General features: G+C 72.2%; 15 protein-coding genes. 4 read left to right on the top strand and 11 right to left on the bottom strand.

Going from position 1 to position 15,479, the window contains the following annotated elements; genetic code table 11:
• Window positions 1-7: 7 nt before the first annotated feature.
• The 7 genes from DJ010_RS17620 to DJ010_RS17590 form a co-directional block, all read right to left on the bottom strand.
• Entirely contained in the window at window positions 8-2,119 is a 2,112-nt protein-coding gene (locus DJ010_RS17620) for an iron ABC transporter permease (RefSeq protein WP_109696209.1), read from the bottom strand.
• 16 nt (window positions 2,120-2,135) lie between these two features.
• The gene (locus DJ010_RS17615) at window positions 2,136-3,161 is read right to left on the bottom strand and encodes an iron-siderophore ABC transporter substrate-binding protein (RefSeq protein WP_109696207.1); all 1,026 of its coding nucleotides are present in this window, start codon (window positions 3,159-3,161) and stop codon (window positions 2,136-2,138) included.
• Window positions 3,162-3,192: 31 nt separating this feature from the next.
• Complete coding sequence (locus DJ010_RS17610; protein ID WP_109696205.1) at window positions 3,193-4,011, bottom strand: ABC transporter ATP-binding protein; 819 nt, start codon at window positions 4,009-4,011, stop codon at window positions 3,193-3,195.
• 48 nt (window positions 4,012-4,059) lie between these two features.
• A complete protein-coding gene (locus tag DJ010_RS17605; RefSeq protein WP_109696203.1) occupies window positions 4,060-5,844 on the bottom strand; it encodes a DEAD/DEAH box helicase in 1,785 nt (594 codons plus the stop codon).
• Window positions 5,841-6,110, bottom strand: a complete 270-nt coding sequence (locus DJ010_RS17600; protein ID WP_211318860.1) for a DUF3039 domain-containing protein — start codon at window positions 6,108-6,110, stop codon at window positions 5,841-5,843. The genes DJ010_RS17605 and DJ010_RS17600 overlap by 4 nt, the downstream gene beginning before the upstream one ends.
• A 10-nt stretch (window positions 6,111-6,120) precedes the next feature.
• Window positions 6,121-6,690, bottom strand: coding sequence for a YqgE/AlgH family protein (locus DJ010_RS17595; RefSeq protein WP_245927658.1), 570 nt, complete (start codon window positions 6,688-6,690; stop codon window positions 6,121-6,123).
• Window positions 6,691-6,816: 126 nt separating this feature from the next.
• Window positions 6,817-7,350 carry a hypothetical protein gene (locus tag DJ010_RS17590; RefSeq protein WP_109696202.1) on the bottom strand — a complete coding sequence of 178 codons (534 nt, stop codon included), beginning with the start codon at window positions 7,348-7,350 and terminating at the stop codon, window positions 6,817-6,819.
• 295 nt (window positions 7,351-7,645) lie between these two features.
• Here DJ010_RS17590 and DJ010_RS17585 point away from each other — a divergent pair, with 295 nt between their 5' ends.
• Window positions 7,646-8,359 carry a TetR/AcrR family transcriptional regulator gene (locus tag DJ010_RS17585; RefSeq protein WP_109696200.1) on the top strand — a complete coding sequence of 238 codons (714 nt, stop codon included), beginning with the start codon at window positions 7,646-7,648 and terminating at the stop codon, window positions 8,357-8,359.
• Here DJ010_RS17585 and DJ010_RS17580 read toward each other — a convergent pair.
• The 3 genes from DJ010_RS17580 to DJ010_RS17570 all read right to left on the bottom strand — a co-directional run bounded on the left by DJ010_RS17580 (window position 8,339) and on the right by DJ010_RS17570 (window position 10,709).
• Complete coding sequence (locus tag DJ010_RS17580) at window positions 8,339-9,364, bottom strand: DUF3048 domain-containing protein (protein ID WP_158283052.1); 1,026 nt, start codon at window positions 9,362-9,364, stop codon at window positions 8,339-8,341. The two genes, DJ010_RS17585 and DJ010_RS17580, sit on opposite strands and share 21 nt — an antisense overlap.
• Window positions 9,365-9,419: 55 nt before the next feature.
• Complete coding sequence (locus DJ010_RS17575; protein ID WP_109696196.1) at window positions 9,420-10,190, bottom strand: SDR family NAD(P)-dependent oxidoreductase; 771 nt, start codon at window positions 10,188-10,190, stop codon at window positions 9,420-9,422.
• 96 nt (window positions 10,191-10,286) lie between these two features.
• On the bottom strand, window positions 10,287-10,709 hold the full coding sequence (locus DJ010_RS17570) for an HIT family protein (RefSeq protein WP_109696194.1): 423 nt from the start codon (window positions 10,707-10,709) through the stop codon (window positions 10,287-10,289).
• A gap of 47 nt (window positions 10,710-10,756) precedes the next feature.
• Here DJ010_RS17570 and DJ010_RS17565 point away from each other — a divergent pair, with 47 nt between their 5' ends.
• Window positions 10,757-11,419 carry an SDR family oxidoreductase gene (locus DJ010_RS17565; RefSeq protein WP_109696193.1) on the top strand — a complete coding sequence of 221 codons (663 nt, stop codon included), beginning with the start codon at window positions 10,757-10,759 and terminating at the stop codon, window positions 11,417-11,419.
• Here the strand turns inward: DJ010_RS17565 and DJ010_RS17560 are convergent.
• Window positions 11,406-12,026: a TetR/AcrR family transcriptional regulator gene (locus DJ010_RS17560; protein ID WP_158283051.1), complete on the bottom strand. Its 621-nt coding sequence runs from the start codon at window positions 12,024-12,026 to the stop codon at window positions 11,406-11,408. The genes DJ010_RS17565 and DJ010_RS17560 overlap by 14 nt on opposite strands.
• Window positions 12,027-12,107: 81 nt before the next feature.
• Between DJ010_RS17560 and DJ010_RS17555 the strand changes: the two genes are divergently transcribed.
• Both DJ010_RS17555 and DJ010_RS17550 read left to right on the top strand, forming a co-directional pair.
• Window positions 12,108-12,479 (top strand): hypothetical protein, encoded by a 372-nt coding sequence (locus DJ010_RS17555; protein WP_109696189.1) that lies wholly within the window; start codon window positions 12,108-12,110, stop codon window positions 12,477-12,479.
• Window positions 12,476-14,395, top strand: a complete 1,920-nt coding sequence (locus DJ010_RS17550; RefSeq protein WP_109696187.1) for a linalool dehydratase/isomerase domain-containing protein — start codon at window positions 12,476-12,478, stop codon at window positions 14,393-14,395. The genes DJ010_RS17555 and DJ010_RS17550 overlap by 4 nt, the downstream gene beginning before the upstream one ends.
• Window positions 14,396-15,479 lie beyond the last annotated feature (1,084 nt).

Genomic DNA, 15,479 nt, shown 5'->3' with positions numbered 1-15,479 from the left:
CGCCGCCTCAGGCGCGGGAACGCGCCAGCAGGTAGACGAAGTACGGCGCGCCGATGAGTGCGACGACCAGGCCGGCCGGCACCTGGGCCGGTGCGATCACGGTGCGGCCGACCAGGTCGGCGGCACCGAGCAGGACCGCGCCGATCAGCACCGCCACCGGCAGCGACCGTGAGTGGCGGCCACCGACGAGCGCCCGCGCCATGTGCGGCGCGACCAGCCCGACGAAGCCGACCACGCCGACCGCCGCGACGCTGGTGGCGGCGAGGAGGGCGGCGGCGACCAGCACCAGGAGGCGCACCCGCTCGAGGCCGACGCCGACCAGGCGCGGCGTGTCCTCGTCGAGGGCGAGCAGGTCGAGCTCGCGTCGTACGACCCAGGCCAGGGGGATCGCCAGTGCCAGCACGATCGCCACCGGTTGCACCTGGTCGAAGGTGCGGCCGTAGGTCGTGCCGGACAGCCAGGTGTAGATGCGCGGGGTGTCCCACGGGTTGGAGCGCACCAGGAGGAACGTGGTCAGGGCGGCGGCGCCGTACCAGGTCGCGATGCCGATCAGCAGCAACCGGTCGGCGTCGAGGCCGTGCCGCCAGGCCAGGCCGTAGACCAGCAGGAAGGAGACAAGCGCGCCGATCACCGCTCCGAGGAGCACCGCGTTGTTGGAGGGGGCTGCGGTGACGCTGCCCGTGACGACCACGACCGCGCCGACACCGGCGCCGCCGGTGATGCCGAGGATGCCCGGCTCGGCGAGCGGGTTGCGACAGGTCGACTGCACCAGCGACCCCGACAGAGCGAGTGCGGCGCCACCGAGCACGGCGGCAGCCACGCGCGGAGCGCGCTCATCGAGCGCGAACCGGATGAGCGGGTTGCCCTCGTCGTTCAGCCACAGCCCGATGTCGCCGGTGCGCAGCCAGGTGTCGCCGCCGAGCAGGCCGAGCAGGACCACCCCACCCGCCGCGGCGGTCGCGAGCACCAGCACCAGCACGAACCGCCGTCGGCTGCGCAGGCCGACCCGCGCGGCGGGTGGCTGTTTCGCCGGGCCGGAGTCCCGACCGCGGCGCGCCAGCAGGATCATCACGAGCGCGCCGGCGATCGTCGTCGTGATGCCGGTCGGGATCGATATCGCCTCGTCGGCGCCGAGGAAGGCGCGCAGCAGCGCGTCCGCGAGCACGACGACCAGCGCGCCCATCAGCCCAGCGGCCGGGATCAGGATGACGTGCCGGTGCAGCGCCGGGACCAGGCTGCCGAGCAGCCGCACGATCACGGGAGCGAACAGCCCGACGAACCCGATCGGACCGGCGAGCGTGACGCTCGCCGCCGTGAGCAGCACCGCGAGGATCGTGCCGAGCGCCCGGGTCCGCCGGACCGGCACCCCGAGCACCGCGGCGCTGTCGTCGCCGATCGACAGCAGGTCGAGGCGACGCGCGAGCAGCAGGGCGCCGGCCGTCGCGAGGACGACGACCGGTGCCGCCTGCTGGAACGCGTCCAGGCCGAGCTGGCTCAGCGAGCCGCTCCCCCACGCGAACAGGCTGGTCGTCTCCTCGTCGAAGAGGATGAGGAGCGTGGAGGTCGCCGCTTGGAGCGCGAGCGCGACGGCCGAGCCGGCGAGCACCAGCCGGGTGGTCGACGTACCGGCTCCTCCGGCGAGGCCCAGCACCACCCCCGCGGCGACGATGCCGCCGACGAACGCGGTGAGGCCGGAGGCCCACAGCGGCACCGACAGGCCGAACGCCGCCACGGTGGTGACGGCGAGGTAGGCGCCGCCGGTGACGGCCAGGGTGTCCGGGGAGGCGAGCGCGTTGCGGGCCAGCGACTGGAACAGCGCGCCCGCGACCCCGAGGGCGAACCCGACGGCGATGCCGGCGGCCAGCCGCGGCACCCGCGAGCCGAGCAGGATGTTGCCGGCGTCGGAGGTGCCCTCGCCGACCGCCCAGCGCAGCAGGTCCCCGGCGCCGATGGCCGACGTGCCCTGGGTCAGGTGCCAGCCCGAGACCACGACGAGGGAGGCAGCGAGCAGCAGCAGGGCACCGGTCCCCCCGAGGACGCCGACGCGTCCCAGCCCTTGCTGAGTGGCTTCGGCAGACCCGGGTGTCCGGGTCTCCCGCAGCCGCTGCTCGACCACCATCCCTCGTCGCTGTCGGCTACTGGGTCAGCAGGTCGACGTATGCGTCGATCACCTGCTCGGCCGACCGCGGGCCGCCGAAGGTCCAGATGCCGCTCGGGAAGGCGTACGCCCGGCCCTCGGCGACGGCCGGGATCTCGTTCCAGACCCTGTTCTTCGCCAGCTCGGCGTTGACGTCGCCGGCGGGGTCGGTGGTGCCGGTGTAGAAGAAGGTGGCGTCGCCGACCTCGCTCATGCCCTCGATGTCGGTCTGGCCCAGGCCGTACGCCGGGTCGACCTCGCCCTCCCAGGCGTTGGTGAGGCCGAGCTCCTCGCCGAGCTCACCCATCAGCGAGCCCTGGCCGAAGGGGCGGATCGCGACGTTGCCACCCTGGATCCAGCCGTCGAAGTAGACGAAGGAGTCGGTGGCGATGTCGGCGTCCTCGATGGCCTGCTTGGCCTCGGCCAGCGAGGTCTCGAACTGCTCGGTGACCAGCTCGGCGCGCTCCTGGCGGCCGGTCGCCTCGGCGATCAGGTCGAAGGTGTCGAGCATGTTCTGAACCGGGTCGGCCGCGTCGGCGCCCTTGGTCGCGAGCACGGGGACGTCGTACTCCTCGAGCTGCTTGATGATCTCGTCCTCGGCCGTGTAGGCCTCGACGATGACGAGGTCGGGGTTGGTGCCGAACAGGGTCTCCAGGTTCGGCTCGCCGCGCGTGCCCACGTCGGTCACGTCCTCCGGGAGCTCCTCGGCGGTGTCCCAGGTCGCGAAGCCCTCGGCGTCGGCGACCGCGACCGGGGTGAGGCAGAGCGTCAGCAGGTCCTCGGTCTGCTGCCACTCCAGCACCGCGACCCGCTCGGCGGGCTGGTCGAGCTCGACCGTGCGGCCGTAGGAGTCGGTGAGGCTCACCGGACCCTCGGCGGTGGCGGTCGTGTCGTCCGCGCAGTCGGCCGAGTCGTTGGCCTTCGGCGCCTCGTCGTCCCCCGAGTCCGTGTCCGAGGTGCCGCAGGCGACCAGGAGCAGCGCCAACGGCGCCGTCAGGGCAGCCGCGATCGATCGTGTCTTCATCGGTTCCTCACTGTTGGGTGCGGGCGCTCGGTCAGCGGTTCCGCTGGTGGTGTCTGCCTTGGGCCTCGACCCGCACGGCGCCCGTCTCCGGGTCGACCAGGCAGCGGATCGGGAGTCCGTAGACCTCCGAGAGGTGCTCGTCGGTCAGCACGTCGACCGGCGTGCCGACGGCGTGCACCCGGCCCTGGTGCAGCAGCACGACCCGGTCCGCGACCGTGGCGGCGTGGTTGAGGTCGTGCAGGACGACCCCGAGCGCCGTCCCGTGGTGGTCCGCGAGGTCGCGGACCAGATCGAGGGTCTCGACCTGGTAGCGCAGGTCGAGGTGGTTGGTGGGCTCGTCGAGCAGCAGCACGCCGGTCTCCTGCGCCAGGCAGGTCGCGAGCCAGACGCGCTGCAGCTCACCGCCGGAGAGCTGGTCGACGGAGCGGTCGGCCATCGCCGTCACGCCGGTGACCGTGAGGGCGTGCTCGATCGCCGTCCGGTCCGCGTCGCACATCGCTGCGAACCGGCCGCGGTGCGGGTGTCGGCCGAACGCCACGACCTCCCGGACCGAGAGTCCCGACGGGTGCGGCCGCGACTGCGAGAGCAGCGTGACCAGCCGTGCGAACTCCTTCGCGTTCAGCGGCGACGCGTCCGCCTCGCCCACCGTCACCCTGCCCGAAGCGACCGGGTGCAGCCGGGCCAGGGACCGGAGCACGGTCGACTTGCCGCTGCCGTTGGGGCCGATCAGGGCCGTGACGACGCCGGCCTCGAGGCGCACCGAGACGCCGTGCACGACCGTGGCGCGCTGGTAGCCCAGCACCAGGTCGTGCCCCGTCAGGGCGCCCGCTTCCACGTCGGTTGTCCGCACAGCGGGTCAGCCTAACCTAACTAAGGCAAGCCTTCCCTGTGGGGTGAGTCACGAAGTGCGACGCATCGCCCACTCGCGGATCCGATCGATCCGCGCGCGCAGCTGCTCGGCGTTCGCGATCGCGGCCGCCGGGCCGCCGCACTCCTTGCGCAGCGCGGCGTGGGTGATCGCGTGCGGCTGGCCGGTGCGGTGGTTCCAGGCCGAGACCAGGCCGTTGAGCTCGCGTCGCAGGACGGCGAGCTGCTCGTGCGTGGTGACCTGCTCCACGGTGTCCGGCTCCGGGGCCCGGGGCTTGCGCGCCCTGCCACGCGAGGCCTGGCGCTGCTGGAGCAGCTCCTTCATCTGGGCCGGCTCGAGCAGGCCCGGGATCCCGAGGAAGTCCATCTCCTCCTCCGAGCCGACATGGACCTCGCCCTCGTGCCCGAACGCCGCGCCGTCGTACAACGCGTGGTCGAACCGCGCCTGCGACCCGAGCGCCTCGAACGGCACCGCCTGCTCCTCGGCCGACGCGGACTCTCCCGCCTGCGCGCGGGCGAGCAGGTCGTCCTCGGCAGCGAAGATGTCGTCGTCGCTGCTCACCTTGCGACCGAGCACGTGGTCGCGCTCGACCTCGAGCTCGGAGGCGAAGCCGAGCAGCCGCGGCACCGACGGCAGGAACACCGAGGCGATCTCGCCGCGGCTGCGGGCCCGCACGAACCGGCCGACGGCCTGGGCGAAGAACAGCGGCGTGGAGGTGGTGGTGGCGTAGACGCCGACCGCCAGCCGCGGCACGTCGACCCCCTCCGACACCATGCGTACGGCGACCAGCCAGCGCTTGTCGTCCGCGCTGAACTCCGCGATCCGCTTGGACGCGGCCTTCTCGTCGGAGAGCACGATCGTCGCGCTCTCCCCGCTGATCGACTTCAGCAGCTTGGCGTAGGCGCGGGCGGAGTCCTGGTCGGTCGCGATCACCAGGCCCCCAGCATCGGGCACGTGGCGTCGTACCTCGGAAAGCCGCTTGTCCGCCGCCTGCAGCACGGCCGGCATCCACGACCCCTGCGGGTCGAGCGCGGTCCGCAGCGCCTGCGCGGTGAGGTCCTTGGTCAGCGGCTCCCCCAGGCTGGCGGCGACCTCGTCGCCCGCGCGGGTGCGCCACTGCATCTCCCCGGAGTAGGCGAGGAAGAGCACCGGCCGCACCACGTGGTCGGCCAGCGCCTGCGCGTAGCCGTAGGTGTAGTCGGCGACCGACCGGGGGACGCCGTCGGGCCCGGGCGCGTAGGTGACGAACGGGATCGGGTTGACGTCGGAGCGGAACGGCGTGCCGGTCAGCGCCAGCCGTCGGGTGGCCGGCTCGAACGCCTCGCGGACGCCCTCGCCCCAGCTCAGCGCGTCGCCCGCGTGGTGGATCTCGTCGAGGATGACGAGCGTCCTGAACCGCTCGGTGCGGATGCGCAGCGCGAGCGGGTTCACCCCGACGCCGGCGTAGGTCACGGCCACCCCGACGTAGTCGCTGCTGATCTTGCCCTTGCCGGCGGAGTACGTCGGGTCGATCGGCAGCCCGGCCTTGGCCGCCGCCTCGGCCCACTGCATCTTCAGGTGCTCGGTCGGGGCGACGATGATCAGCCGGTCGACCAACCGCCGGCCGAGGAGCTCGGCCGCCACCGACAGCGCGAACGTCGTCTTGCCGGCGCCCGGCGTCGCGACGGCGAGGAAGTCGCGCGGCGAGCGGTCGAGGTAGTCGCGCAGCGCGGCCGCCTGCCACGCCCGGAGCGAGGTCGCCGTGCCCCAGGCCGCACGTTCCGGCCAGGCCGGACCGAGGGAGGTGAGAGGGGCGGCGTCGTCGGGGCCCGTCACTCCCCGGAGCCCGGGTCGGACGGACCGTCGTTCAGGCTCTCCCAGATCTCCTTGCAGTCCGGGCAGACGGGGAACTTCTCGGGGGCGCGGCTCGGCACCCACACCTTCCCGCAGAGGGCCACCACCGGGGTGCCCATCACCATCGCCTCGGTGAGCTTCTCCTTCTGCACGTAGTGCGAGAAGCGCTCGTGGTCACCCTCGTCGGTCGGGACGGTACGGCGGTCCTCGCGGACGTCCGTTTCTGTCGAGAATCCGATGGTGGTCACGTCGGCCACTCTAGTTCAGCTCGGGATCCGCCGGGCGTGTGGCATGCAGGGCCAGGTCGCCCGGTTGACGGCGCATCACCTCGCGCCAGAGCTCGCGGGTGTCGAGCCGGAAGACGTCGTCCGGGCGCCCCGGCACGACGTACCAGCTGCCCTCGTCGATCTCGCCCTCCAGCTGTCCCGCGCCCCACCCGGCGTACCCGGCGAAGATCCGCAGCCGCTCGACGGTGCCGGCCACCAGCTCCGCGGGGGTGTCGAGGTCGAGCAGGCCGAGCCGGTCGGCGACCGCGCGGAAGCCCAGCGCGTCCTCACCGCCCGGGCTGGCGAGCGCGACGGCGAGTGCGCCGTCGGTCGAGACCGGACCGCCCTGGAAGAGCACCTCGGGCTCCTCGACGACGTCGCCCCACGCCCCCAGCACCTCGGAGACGGGCAGCGCGCTCGGCCGGTTGAGCACGACGCCCAGCGCACCCTCGTCGTTGACGTCGAGCAGCAGCACGACGGTGTCGACGAAGTTCGGGTCCAGCAGGTCCGGGCTCGCGAGCAGCAGCATCCCGGCGGTGAGGTCTCGGAACGAGTCGTTCACGGCTCCATCTTCCCCGATGGGCGGACACGCAACAGCCCCGGGACGACACGGAGGGAGGGAGGCGTCGAGCCCGGGGCTGTTGTCTGGGGAGAGCCCGGCCGGGTTGGGAGGGTGGCCGGGTCGCCGTCAGGCGGCGACGACTGCGCGCAGCCGCTCGAGGAGGGGGCGCCGGGGCGCCTCCTCGACGACCTCGATGGCAGGAGTGCCGGGGCGGGTGGTGCGGGCGCGCTCCTCGATGGCAGCGCCGATCCGCTGGCCCTCCTCGCGACCGATGCCGGCCCGGCCGGCCATCGCTGCGAGGTAGTGGTGCTCCTTAGAGGTGAACCGCGCGACGGCCTGCGCCATCGCGTCGTCCACCGGGTGGTCGCGGTAGTGGTCGATGATCTTCCGGATCCCGGGCAGCTCGTGGTCGGCGCGGGCCCAGGCGGTGGCGACGGCGGACTCGAGGTCCATCGGCTGCACGGAGAGCTCGCCCTCGATGTAGCCGGCCAGCCGGGTGTGCCACTTCAGCTGCAGCGCGCCGAGGAGGTCCAGCTCGTCCTGGAACCGCTCGGAGACGCCGGGGACGTCCATCGGGAGAAGGCCGTCGCGGCGGTCTGCCGCGGCGGCGATGACGGAGCGAAGGGTCTCGCCCCGGTTGTGAAAGGCCTTCCAGGTCATGGTCAGCTCCTTGCTGGTGTGAACGGCACCTGGTCCTCCCGAACGGACGCAGGCACGTGCCGGTGACATGGGGTGTCCCAGGGGAGCTCCGGGGACCACCGACATACCGTTGGTACGTACTCAGAGTATGGACCCGGATCCGGTCATGCCAAACAGGTTCGGGCGTGATCCCAGACACCCGGTTGAACGGAGAATTCCGCGTATCTACGGGGTTTCCGCGTAGGGCGTGGCGCCCGCCACAGACGATCGTCACAACGGCCGGCCGCCGACGTGACGCACGACATATGCTGACGAGGTGGCCAAGGCTTCAGTGTCGAAACTGGTCCCCAAGGTGCCGAAGGTCCCGAAGGTGCCGAGCGTCCCGGGGGCGACGCGCAGGGCGGCGTACTCCGCCTCCACCAAGCGCGCACTGATCGACGTCGCCGAGGAGCGTTTCACCGAGTCCGGCTACGCCGCGGCGTCGCTCGACGCCATCGTCGCCGGCGCCCGCGTGACCAAGGGCGCGCTCTACCACCACTTCTCCGGCAAGCAGGCGCTGTTCGAGGCGGTCTTCGAGCGGGTCGAGAACGACGCGGCGAGGCGGATCCAGCAGGCGCTCAAGGGCCAGAAGGACCCGTGGAACAAGGCGCTGGCCGGGCTGCGCGCGTTCCTCGCGGTCGTCCAGGAGCCGCGCTACCGCCGGATCGTGATCCAGGAGGGCCCGGCGGTGCTGGGCTACGAGCGGTTCCGCGAGCAGGAGGAGCGCTCGACGTTCGCCAACGTCCTCGACATCGTGCGGTCGGTCCTCCAGGCAGGCGACTGGGAGCTCGACGAGCCGATGATGCAGACCTACGCCCGGATCTTCTTCGGCGCGATGTCGTCGGCCGGCGAGTCGGTCGCGACCGCGAGCGACCCGGAGGAGGCGGCCGACCGCGTCGAGGCCGCGATCGCCTTCCTCCTCCAGGGCGTGCAGCTCATGGTCGAGACCGGTGTCGAGCTGCCGACCGCCCTACTTCCCGTACGTGACTGAGCCGTTCTTGGCGTCGATCGGCACCAGCTCGATCCACACCCGGCCGGCGGGCACCTTCAGCTTGCCGCCCTTGGTCTCGAGCTGGACGGCCGAGTCGAGGGCGTCCTTGCTCCACGTGCCCTCGACCACCGAGCCGCCGTGGAACAGGAGCGCCTTGCCGGTGCCCTCGAAGATCGTCTCCGGCACCGGGTTGCCCGCCGGGTCGGTGTAGCCGGCGTCGCCGACGTCGACCCGCAGCACCAGCACGCTGTCGGCCGGGAACTCGTCACCGTCGGCGGCGTAGGTGTTCTGGTTGACGTAGGTGCCGTTCTGGAAGACCCAGTTGGTGGAGTGGGAGCCGAAGTCCGCGGTGATCGTGCCGGCCGGCTTGCCGGCGGGCAGGTCGCCCTCCTTGCCCCACGGCAGGTAGTCGTCGGGACGCGCCTCCTTGCCGTCCTCCGACGCCTTGGCGACCTTGCCCATGTCCGTGAACAGGTTGTACGGCGCGCTCCGGCTGCTCTCGCGGAAGAAGCCGGGGCTGCCCTCGTTGAAGATCTCGATGCCGGCGTCGTTGATGCGCTGCACCGTCTGCGCGGCGCCACCGCTGGTGACCAGGGCCGCGTCGGCCGGCGCCACGATGCCGATGTCGCTGGCGCGCATCGACCGCACCGGGCCGACCTCGCCCGGGATCTGCGAGTAGTAGAACGCCGCGAGCCGGGTGATCCCGCCCTCGACCAGCTCCTCGACGACGAGGTCGGCCTGCGAGAGCCCCTGCTGCGGAGCCGAGGACGCGGTGTTGTCGAGCTTGAGGACGAGCACCGGGTGGTCCGCGTCGGCGGAGCCCTTGCCGTCGACCGGGAGGCCGGTCAGCGGCCAGGTCTGGGGCTCCTCCTTCTTCTCGGCGACGGTCCCCGGGGCATCGCTGTCCCCGTCACCGCCGCTGTCGTCGCCTCCGCAGGCGGCGAGGCCGAGGCTGAGGGCGGTCAGGGTGGCGGTGATGCCGATGAGCTGGCGCGCAGGACGCACGACGGACTCCGATCGTCGATGGGTGCTGGAGCTGGTGTGGCTGGTGACTATTGGATCAGGTGCCGAGGCTGATTCCGCCGTCGACATACAGCGTCTGGCCGGTGATATATGACGCCTCGTCACTTGCAAGGAAACACACAGCAGCCGCGATGTCCTCGGGGAAGCCCACCCGGCGGACCGGGTTGGCCTCCGCGTTGAGCCGCCGGAACTCGTCGACGTCGAGCTTGAGCCGGGCTGCGGTGGCGTCGGTCATCTCGGTGGCGATGAAGCCGGGCGCGACGGCGTTGGTGTTGATGCCGAAGGGGCCGAGCTCGATGCCGAGGGTCCGGGTGAAGCCCTGGACGCCCATCTTCGCGGCGGAGTAGTTCGCCTGGCCGCGGTTGCCGAGCGCGGAGATGCTCGAGATGTTCACGATCTTGCCGTACTTCTGCTCCACGAAGTGCTTCTGGGCGGCCTTCGCCATCAGGAACGCGCCCTTGAGGTGCACGCCCATCACCAGGTCCCAGTCCTCCTCGGTCATCTTGAAGAGCAGGTTGTCGCGGGTGATGCCCGCGTTGTTCACGAGGATGTGGATCCCGCCGAGCTCGGAGACGACGCGCTCGATGGCGGCGTCGACCGAGGCGGACTCGGCGACGTTCGCGCCGACGCCGATCGCCTTCGCGCCGTCGGTCACCGGCAGCCTGCTGGCGGCCTCGCTCGCAGCGGACTCGTCGAGGTCGACGATCGCGACCGACGCGCCCTCCTCGGCGAAACGGGTGGCGGTGCCGAAACCGATCCCGCGCGCTGCTCCGGTGATGACGGCGACCCGCCCGTCGAAACGACCCATTGCTGACTCCTGCATCCGTTCGTCGAGTAGCGACTGCACGCACCCGGTCGTCGAGTAGCGAGCGCTAGCGAGCGTATCGAGACGCCGCAACGCCTCCTACAGCCGGTCTCCGCCCAGGGCCCGCCGGAGCCGGCCGGCGTACTCGACGGCCTCGCCGTCGTCGTACTTCGTGCGCGGCCAGAAGAACCCGCGCAGGCCGTCGCCCTTGGTGCGCGGGACGACGTGGCAGTGCAGGTGGGGCACCGACTGGCTGACGACGTTGTTCATCGCCACGAAGCTTCCCTGGGCGCCGAGTCCCTCGACGACCGCGGTCGCGAGCCGCTGCGTGGCCTCGAAGAACCCGTCGCGGAGGTCTGCCGGCAGGTCCGGCAGCGTGACGACGTGCGTCCGCGGCACGAGCAGGACGTGGCCCTTGAAGACCGGACGACGGTCGAGGAACGCCAGGTGGTCGGGCTCGTCGAGGACGACGTCGGCCGGGCTGTCGCCCGCGATGATCGCGCAGAAGACACAGTCGGCCACGGCCCGACCCTAGAGGGGCCGGGTCACGTCGGGCGTAGGTTGGGCCCATGCGCGTCGCGATCGTCGGAGGTCATGGCCAGATTGCCCGCCTGCTGCACCCGCTGCTCGCGGGCGCGGGGCACCAGCCGGTGGCCCTCGTGCGCAAGGAGGAGCAGCGCGGCCACCTCGAGTCGTTGGGCGCCGAGGTCCGGCTGCTCGACATCGAGCGCGAGGACGCCGCCGCGTTCGCGCGCTCGTTCGAGGACTGCCACGCGGTGGTCTTCGCGGCGGGCGGTGGGCCCGACGGCAACGTCGAGCGCAAGCGCACCGTCGACCTCGAGGGGTCTCTGAAGTCCATCGACGGCGCCCGCAGCGCGGGCATCCAGCGGTTCGTGCAGGTCTCCGCGATCGACGTCGACAACCCGGTCGGCGACGACGTCGGTGAGGTCTGGAAGGCGTACGTCGAGGCCAAGCGCGACGCCGATGCCGCTCTGCGCGCCACCGACCTCGACTGGACGATCATCCGCCCGGGCCGGCTGACCGACGACGAGCCGTCGGGACTGGTGACGATCGGCGAGGACGTGCCACGGGCCCCGGTGCCGCGCGCCGACGTCGCCGCGGTCCTGGCCGCGGTGCTCGAGCGCCCGCAGACGACCGGTCGTCAGTGGAACCTGGTCGGCGGCGAGGACACGATCGCGCACGCGATCGACCGCGCGCTCACGGGCCCCTGAGCAGCTCCGCGGCGGCCAGCCCGATCCCGGCGACGGTCTCGACCAACGTCTGCTCGTCGAGGTCGAGGTCGCCGGAGAGCCAACGCGCCATCACCTCGGTCGTGCCGGAGACGAGCAGCAGCGCGACCAGCCGCGAGCGTGGGTCCGCCGGCTCGGTGTCGACCTCGAGCCCGTAGCGGAGGATCAGCAGCGCGAACTCGTCGTACGCCGCGATCCGGCGCAGCTCCAGGGCGGGGTGCCGCGACGACTCGACGTAGAGGCGCGCGGTGCGGGCATCGGACGACAGCGCGCCGACGAGAGCGGCGACGGTGCGGGTCAGCCGCTCCCCGGTCGAGGTGGCGGGCTCGGCGAGCGCCGGTGTGATCGCCTCCCGAGCGGCTTCGAAGAAGGCGTCGAGCGCGGCGACCAGCACCGCCTCGCGGTCGGCGAAGCTCTCGTAGAAGTAGCGTTTCGACAGTCCGGCCCGCGCACAGACCGCCTCGGCCGTCGTACCCGCGACGCCCTCGGCACCCACCACGTCGAGGCAGGCCTCCAGCAGCTGCGAGCGACGTTGCGCGCGCCGGTCGTCGGCGCTGACGCCGCGGTAGGGGCGGACCGCTTCGGGCACGCAGAACATCTTGACACGTCGCCGTTCCTGCTTCATCGTCAAAGTAGGAACGCTGCCGTTCTCACTTAGCGGGAGGTCCGCATGGGCTGCTGTGTCGCACTCGCCTACCTGGTCGCAGTGGTGCGCCGGGGCTGGTTCGCCGTGGTGCCCGGCGCCCGCGCCGCGCAGGCCGCCGCGGCGTTCGCGCCGCCCGCTCGCCGGCCGGCACCCGGAGGCGTGGCCGTGGCCGCCGGCCCGCCCGTCGTGGCGGCCAGGACCGCTCCCGCGCGGCGGCCGGCCGCGCGGGCACTGGTGGTGGTCGGTCTCGCCTGGTTCGGCCTCGGCCTGGTCGGCATGCACGCCTTCGGCTGGTTCGGATGGGCCGAGGCCTCGCTGCTGAGCGACACCGCGTTCCACTCCTCCGGGCTGTGGTTGGCCGCCGCCGGGGGCACGATGCTGGCGGTGCGCGCATGACGACGACGGTCGCCGACGAGCGGGTCCGACTGCTGCTCCCGGTCCCCCCGCGCGCCGTACCTCCGACCACCGCCCGCCGCCAGCGCCGCGCCATCGCGGCGTATGCCGTGCTCTGGCTGGTCAGTGCTCTTCCAGGTCTGCTCGGGCTCGGCTCGGGGTGGACGGCGGCCGGCCTCGGGCTGGCGCTGCCCGGCGGCGGCCTCGCGTACGGCGGGAGCCCCCTGCTCGCCGTCGCTGCCGCGCTGGCCGTCGTCCTCTCCGTGTTCGTCTGGTGGGCTGCCGGGCCGACGGTCCTGCCGCCGCTGGTGTGGGTCGGCTCCGCCGCGCTGGGCGGCGTGCTGAGCGGCGGCGAGGACGACCTCCGGGTCTTGCCGTGGGTGGTCGTGCTGGCCGTCGGCCCGGCGCTGGTCCTGGCGGCGGTGCTCGCGCACCGGGTGCGCCACGCGCGGCAGGTGCGCGCCAGCGAGCGCATCAACGAGCGACTGGGCCAGGTCGAGTTCGTCATCACCGGGCCGCCGGGGCTCGACGTGCGGGTGCCGGTCGCCGAGCACACCGAGGCCGACCTCGCCCACCTGCGCTACGCGCTCGACCTCGCGCTGCAGCCCGTCGACTCGTTCGAGGGCTTCACCAAGATCGACCAGTTCCGCGAGGCCGCGACCCGCTACCAGTGCAACGCGCTCGGCTACTCCCTGGCGATGTCGCAGTTCACCCGCACGCCCGCTTTCACGGGCTACCTCGCCGAGGCGCAGCGCAACGCGATCGTGAAGCTGCTCGACCGGAGGATCTGGGGCTACTGGGCGCTCGAGAACGCCTGGGGCAACCTCGACCTCGACCGCGACCCGGTGGACAACCGCGAGAACATCATGCTGACCGGCTTCCACGGGCTGATGGTCGGCATGTACGAGTCGCTCAACGACGACCGGTTCTCCCGCCCCGGCGCACTCACCTACCGCTGGAGCGACGACGTCGGCTACTCCAACGACTACGGCACGCTCGCGGCGTCGATCCACCGCAACGTGCAGCGTTCGCCGTACGCGCTCTTCCCGTGCGAGCCGAACTGGATCTACACGGTCTGCAACACGTTCGGCATGAACACCATGCTCAGCCACGACCGCCTGCACGGCACCGGCTACTTCGCCGAGGTCGAGGACCGGCTGCGCACGTCGTACGAGACGGAGTTCCTGCGCCCGGACGGCCGGATCATCGGCGTCCGCAGCAGCCATCTCGGGCTGTCGTGGAACCTCTGGTCGGGGCCCGCGATCCAGACCACGACGTCGTTCTGGATGCACGCCGCGCTGCCCGACATCGCCCAGCGGACCTGGTGGCTGCTGCGCGAGCAGCTCCGTGAGCAGGACGGCACGGTGACCACCCGCCCCGGCGTCGCCAACCGGCTCGACCCCGGCAACTACCAGCTCGGCAAGGACATCTACAGCCGGGTCGTGCTGATGATGGCCGCCCGCGAGCTCGGCGACGAGGAGCTCGCCGCCCGCGTGCAGCGCTCCCTCGACGAGGGCGAGGAGATCGCCGAGGCGGCGGGCGCCCGCCGCTACGCCGGCGCCTCCGGGATGACGAACCTCTACGCCAACCTCGGCCGCTTCGGCCGCCATAGCGCCCTGCGCGACCTGGTGCGGTACGGCGCCCCCGACGCCTGGCGCCAGGGTCCGGTGCTCGCCGAGGCCGCCTACCCCGACGTCCTCGTCGCCCGCGCCGTCACCGACGGCCACGCCCTCGACCTCGTCCTCCGCCCCGGTGCCGGCCCGGTCCGCACCGTCCTGCTGCTCGACCGGCTCGTCCCGGGACGGGAGTACGACGTGCTCGGGGCTGCAGAAGATCTGGTGGTCGCCGCCCCCGACGGCACCGCCGTGCTCGAGGTCGACCTCTCCGGTCGACACGAGGTGCGCGCCTCCCCCCGCTGATCCAGCGCCCGTCGCGGTTCGTCGAGTCGGCCGCCATCGGTCGTCGAGGAGGAGCCGAGCGCTCTGGCGCGAGGCCGTATCGAGACGCGGTGCGATCACTGCGGCCTCGCGGCTGTGGGTAGTTGCGACCGCCGCCATCGGTCGTCGAGGAGGAGCCGAGCGCCGTCCGGTCGTCGAGTAGACCGAGCGCTCTGCGCGAGGTCGTATCGAGACGCGGTGCCTTTGCCTGCGGCCTTGCGGCTGTGGGTGGTGGCGACCGAAAGGGGCTTTGGACGGGAGCGAGGAGGGCGCGGGTTACGCGCCGCTGCCGACCGGCGGCCGCGCCCCTCGGTCGCGCGAGCCGGCCGCCATCGGTCGTCGAGGAGGAACCGAAGCCGATATCGGTCGTCGAGTAGGCCGAGCGCCCTGGCGCGAGGCCGTATCGAGACGCCTTCGGTCGTCGAGTAGGCCGAGCGCTCTGGCGCGAGGCCGTATCGAGACGCCTTCCGGTCGTCGAGTAGGCCGAGCGCTCTGGCGCGAGGCCGTATCGAGACGCCTTCCGGTCGTCGAGTAGGCCGAGCGCTCTGGCGCGAGGTCGATCGGACGCCGCACTTCTGCCCGCGACCTCCGGGCTGTGGGTGGTTGCGACCGAAAGGGCTTTGGACGGGAGCAAGGAGTGCGCGGGTTGCGCGCCGCCGCCGACTGACGGGCCGCGCCCCTCGGTCGTCGAGAGAATCCGAGCCGCCGTCGGTCGTCGAGTAGGCCGAGCGCTCTGGCGCGAGGTCGTATCGAGACGCCGTGCCTCTGCCCGCGACCTTGCGGGCTGTGGGTGGTGGCGATCGATAGGGCTTTGGACGGAGCGAGGAGGGCGGGTGGGCGCCCTTGTTTCCCGGCCGGCGGGCCCCAGATTCCCTCGGATAGATCGCGTACAACCCTTGCTGTTCGAACACTTGTTCGATAGACTGAGCGCATGACTTTTCCCGGAGCGCTCGAGACGGCGACCGCCGTCCTCGACCACGCCCGGGAACTTGCCGAGGTCCCATGGGACCAGCTCACCGGCTCCGAGGCGGTACAGGCCGCCGCTGCCCTCGCCCAGGTCAAGGCG

The sequence above is a fragment of the Nocardioides silvaticus genome, from assembly GCF_003160695.1.
GTDB classification, from domain to species: domain Bacteria; phylum Actinomycetota; class Actinomycetes; order Propionibacteriales; family Nocardioidaceae; genus Nocardioides; species Nocardioides silvaticus.
This window is presented reverse-complemented; position numbering and strand designations above follow the sequence as displayed.

What these genes read in the sequence shown, in the direction of transcription:
- DJ010_RS17620 (WP_109696209.1), bottom strand. Translation starts at nt 2,119, where the DNA reads ATGGTGGTCGAGCAGCGGCTGCGGGAGACCCGGACACCCGGGTCTGCC.
- DJ010_RS17615 (WP_109696207.1), bottom strand. Translation starts at nt 3,161, where the DNA reads ATGAAGACACGATCGATCGCGGCTGCCCTGACGGCGCCGTTGGCGCTG.
- DJ010_RS17590 (WP_109696202.1), bottom strand. Translation starts at nt 7,350, where the DNA reads ATGACCTGGAAGGCCTTTCACAACCGGGGCGAGACCCTTCGCTCCGTC.
- DJ010_RS17575 (WP_109696196.1), bottom strand. Translation starts at nt 10,190, where the DNA reads ATGGGTCGTTTCGACGGGCGGGTCGCCGTCATCACCGGAGCAGCGCGC.
- DJ010_RS17565 (WP_109696193.1), top strand. Translation starts at nt 10,757, where the DNA reads ATGCGCGTCGCGATCGTCGGAGGTCATGGCCAGATTGCCCGCCTGCTG.
- DJ010_RS17555 (WP_109696189.1), top strand. Translation starts at nt 12,108, where the DNA reads ATGGGCTGCTGTGTCGCACTCGCCTACCTGGTCGCAGTGGTGCGCCGG.
- DJ010_RS17550 (WP_109696187.1), top strand. Translation starts at nt 12,476, where the DNA reads ATGACGACGACGGTCGCCGACGAGCGGGTCCGACTGCTGCTCCCGGTC.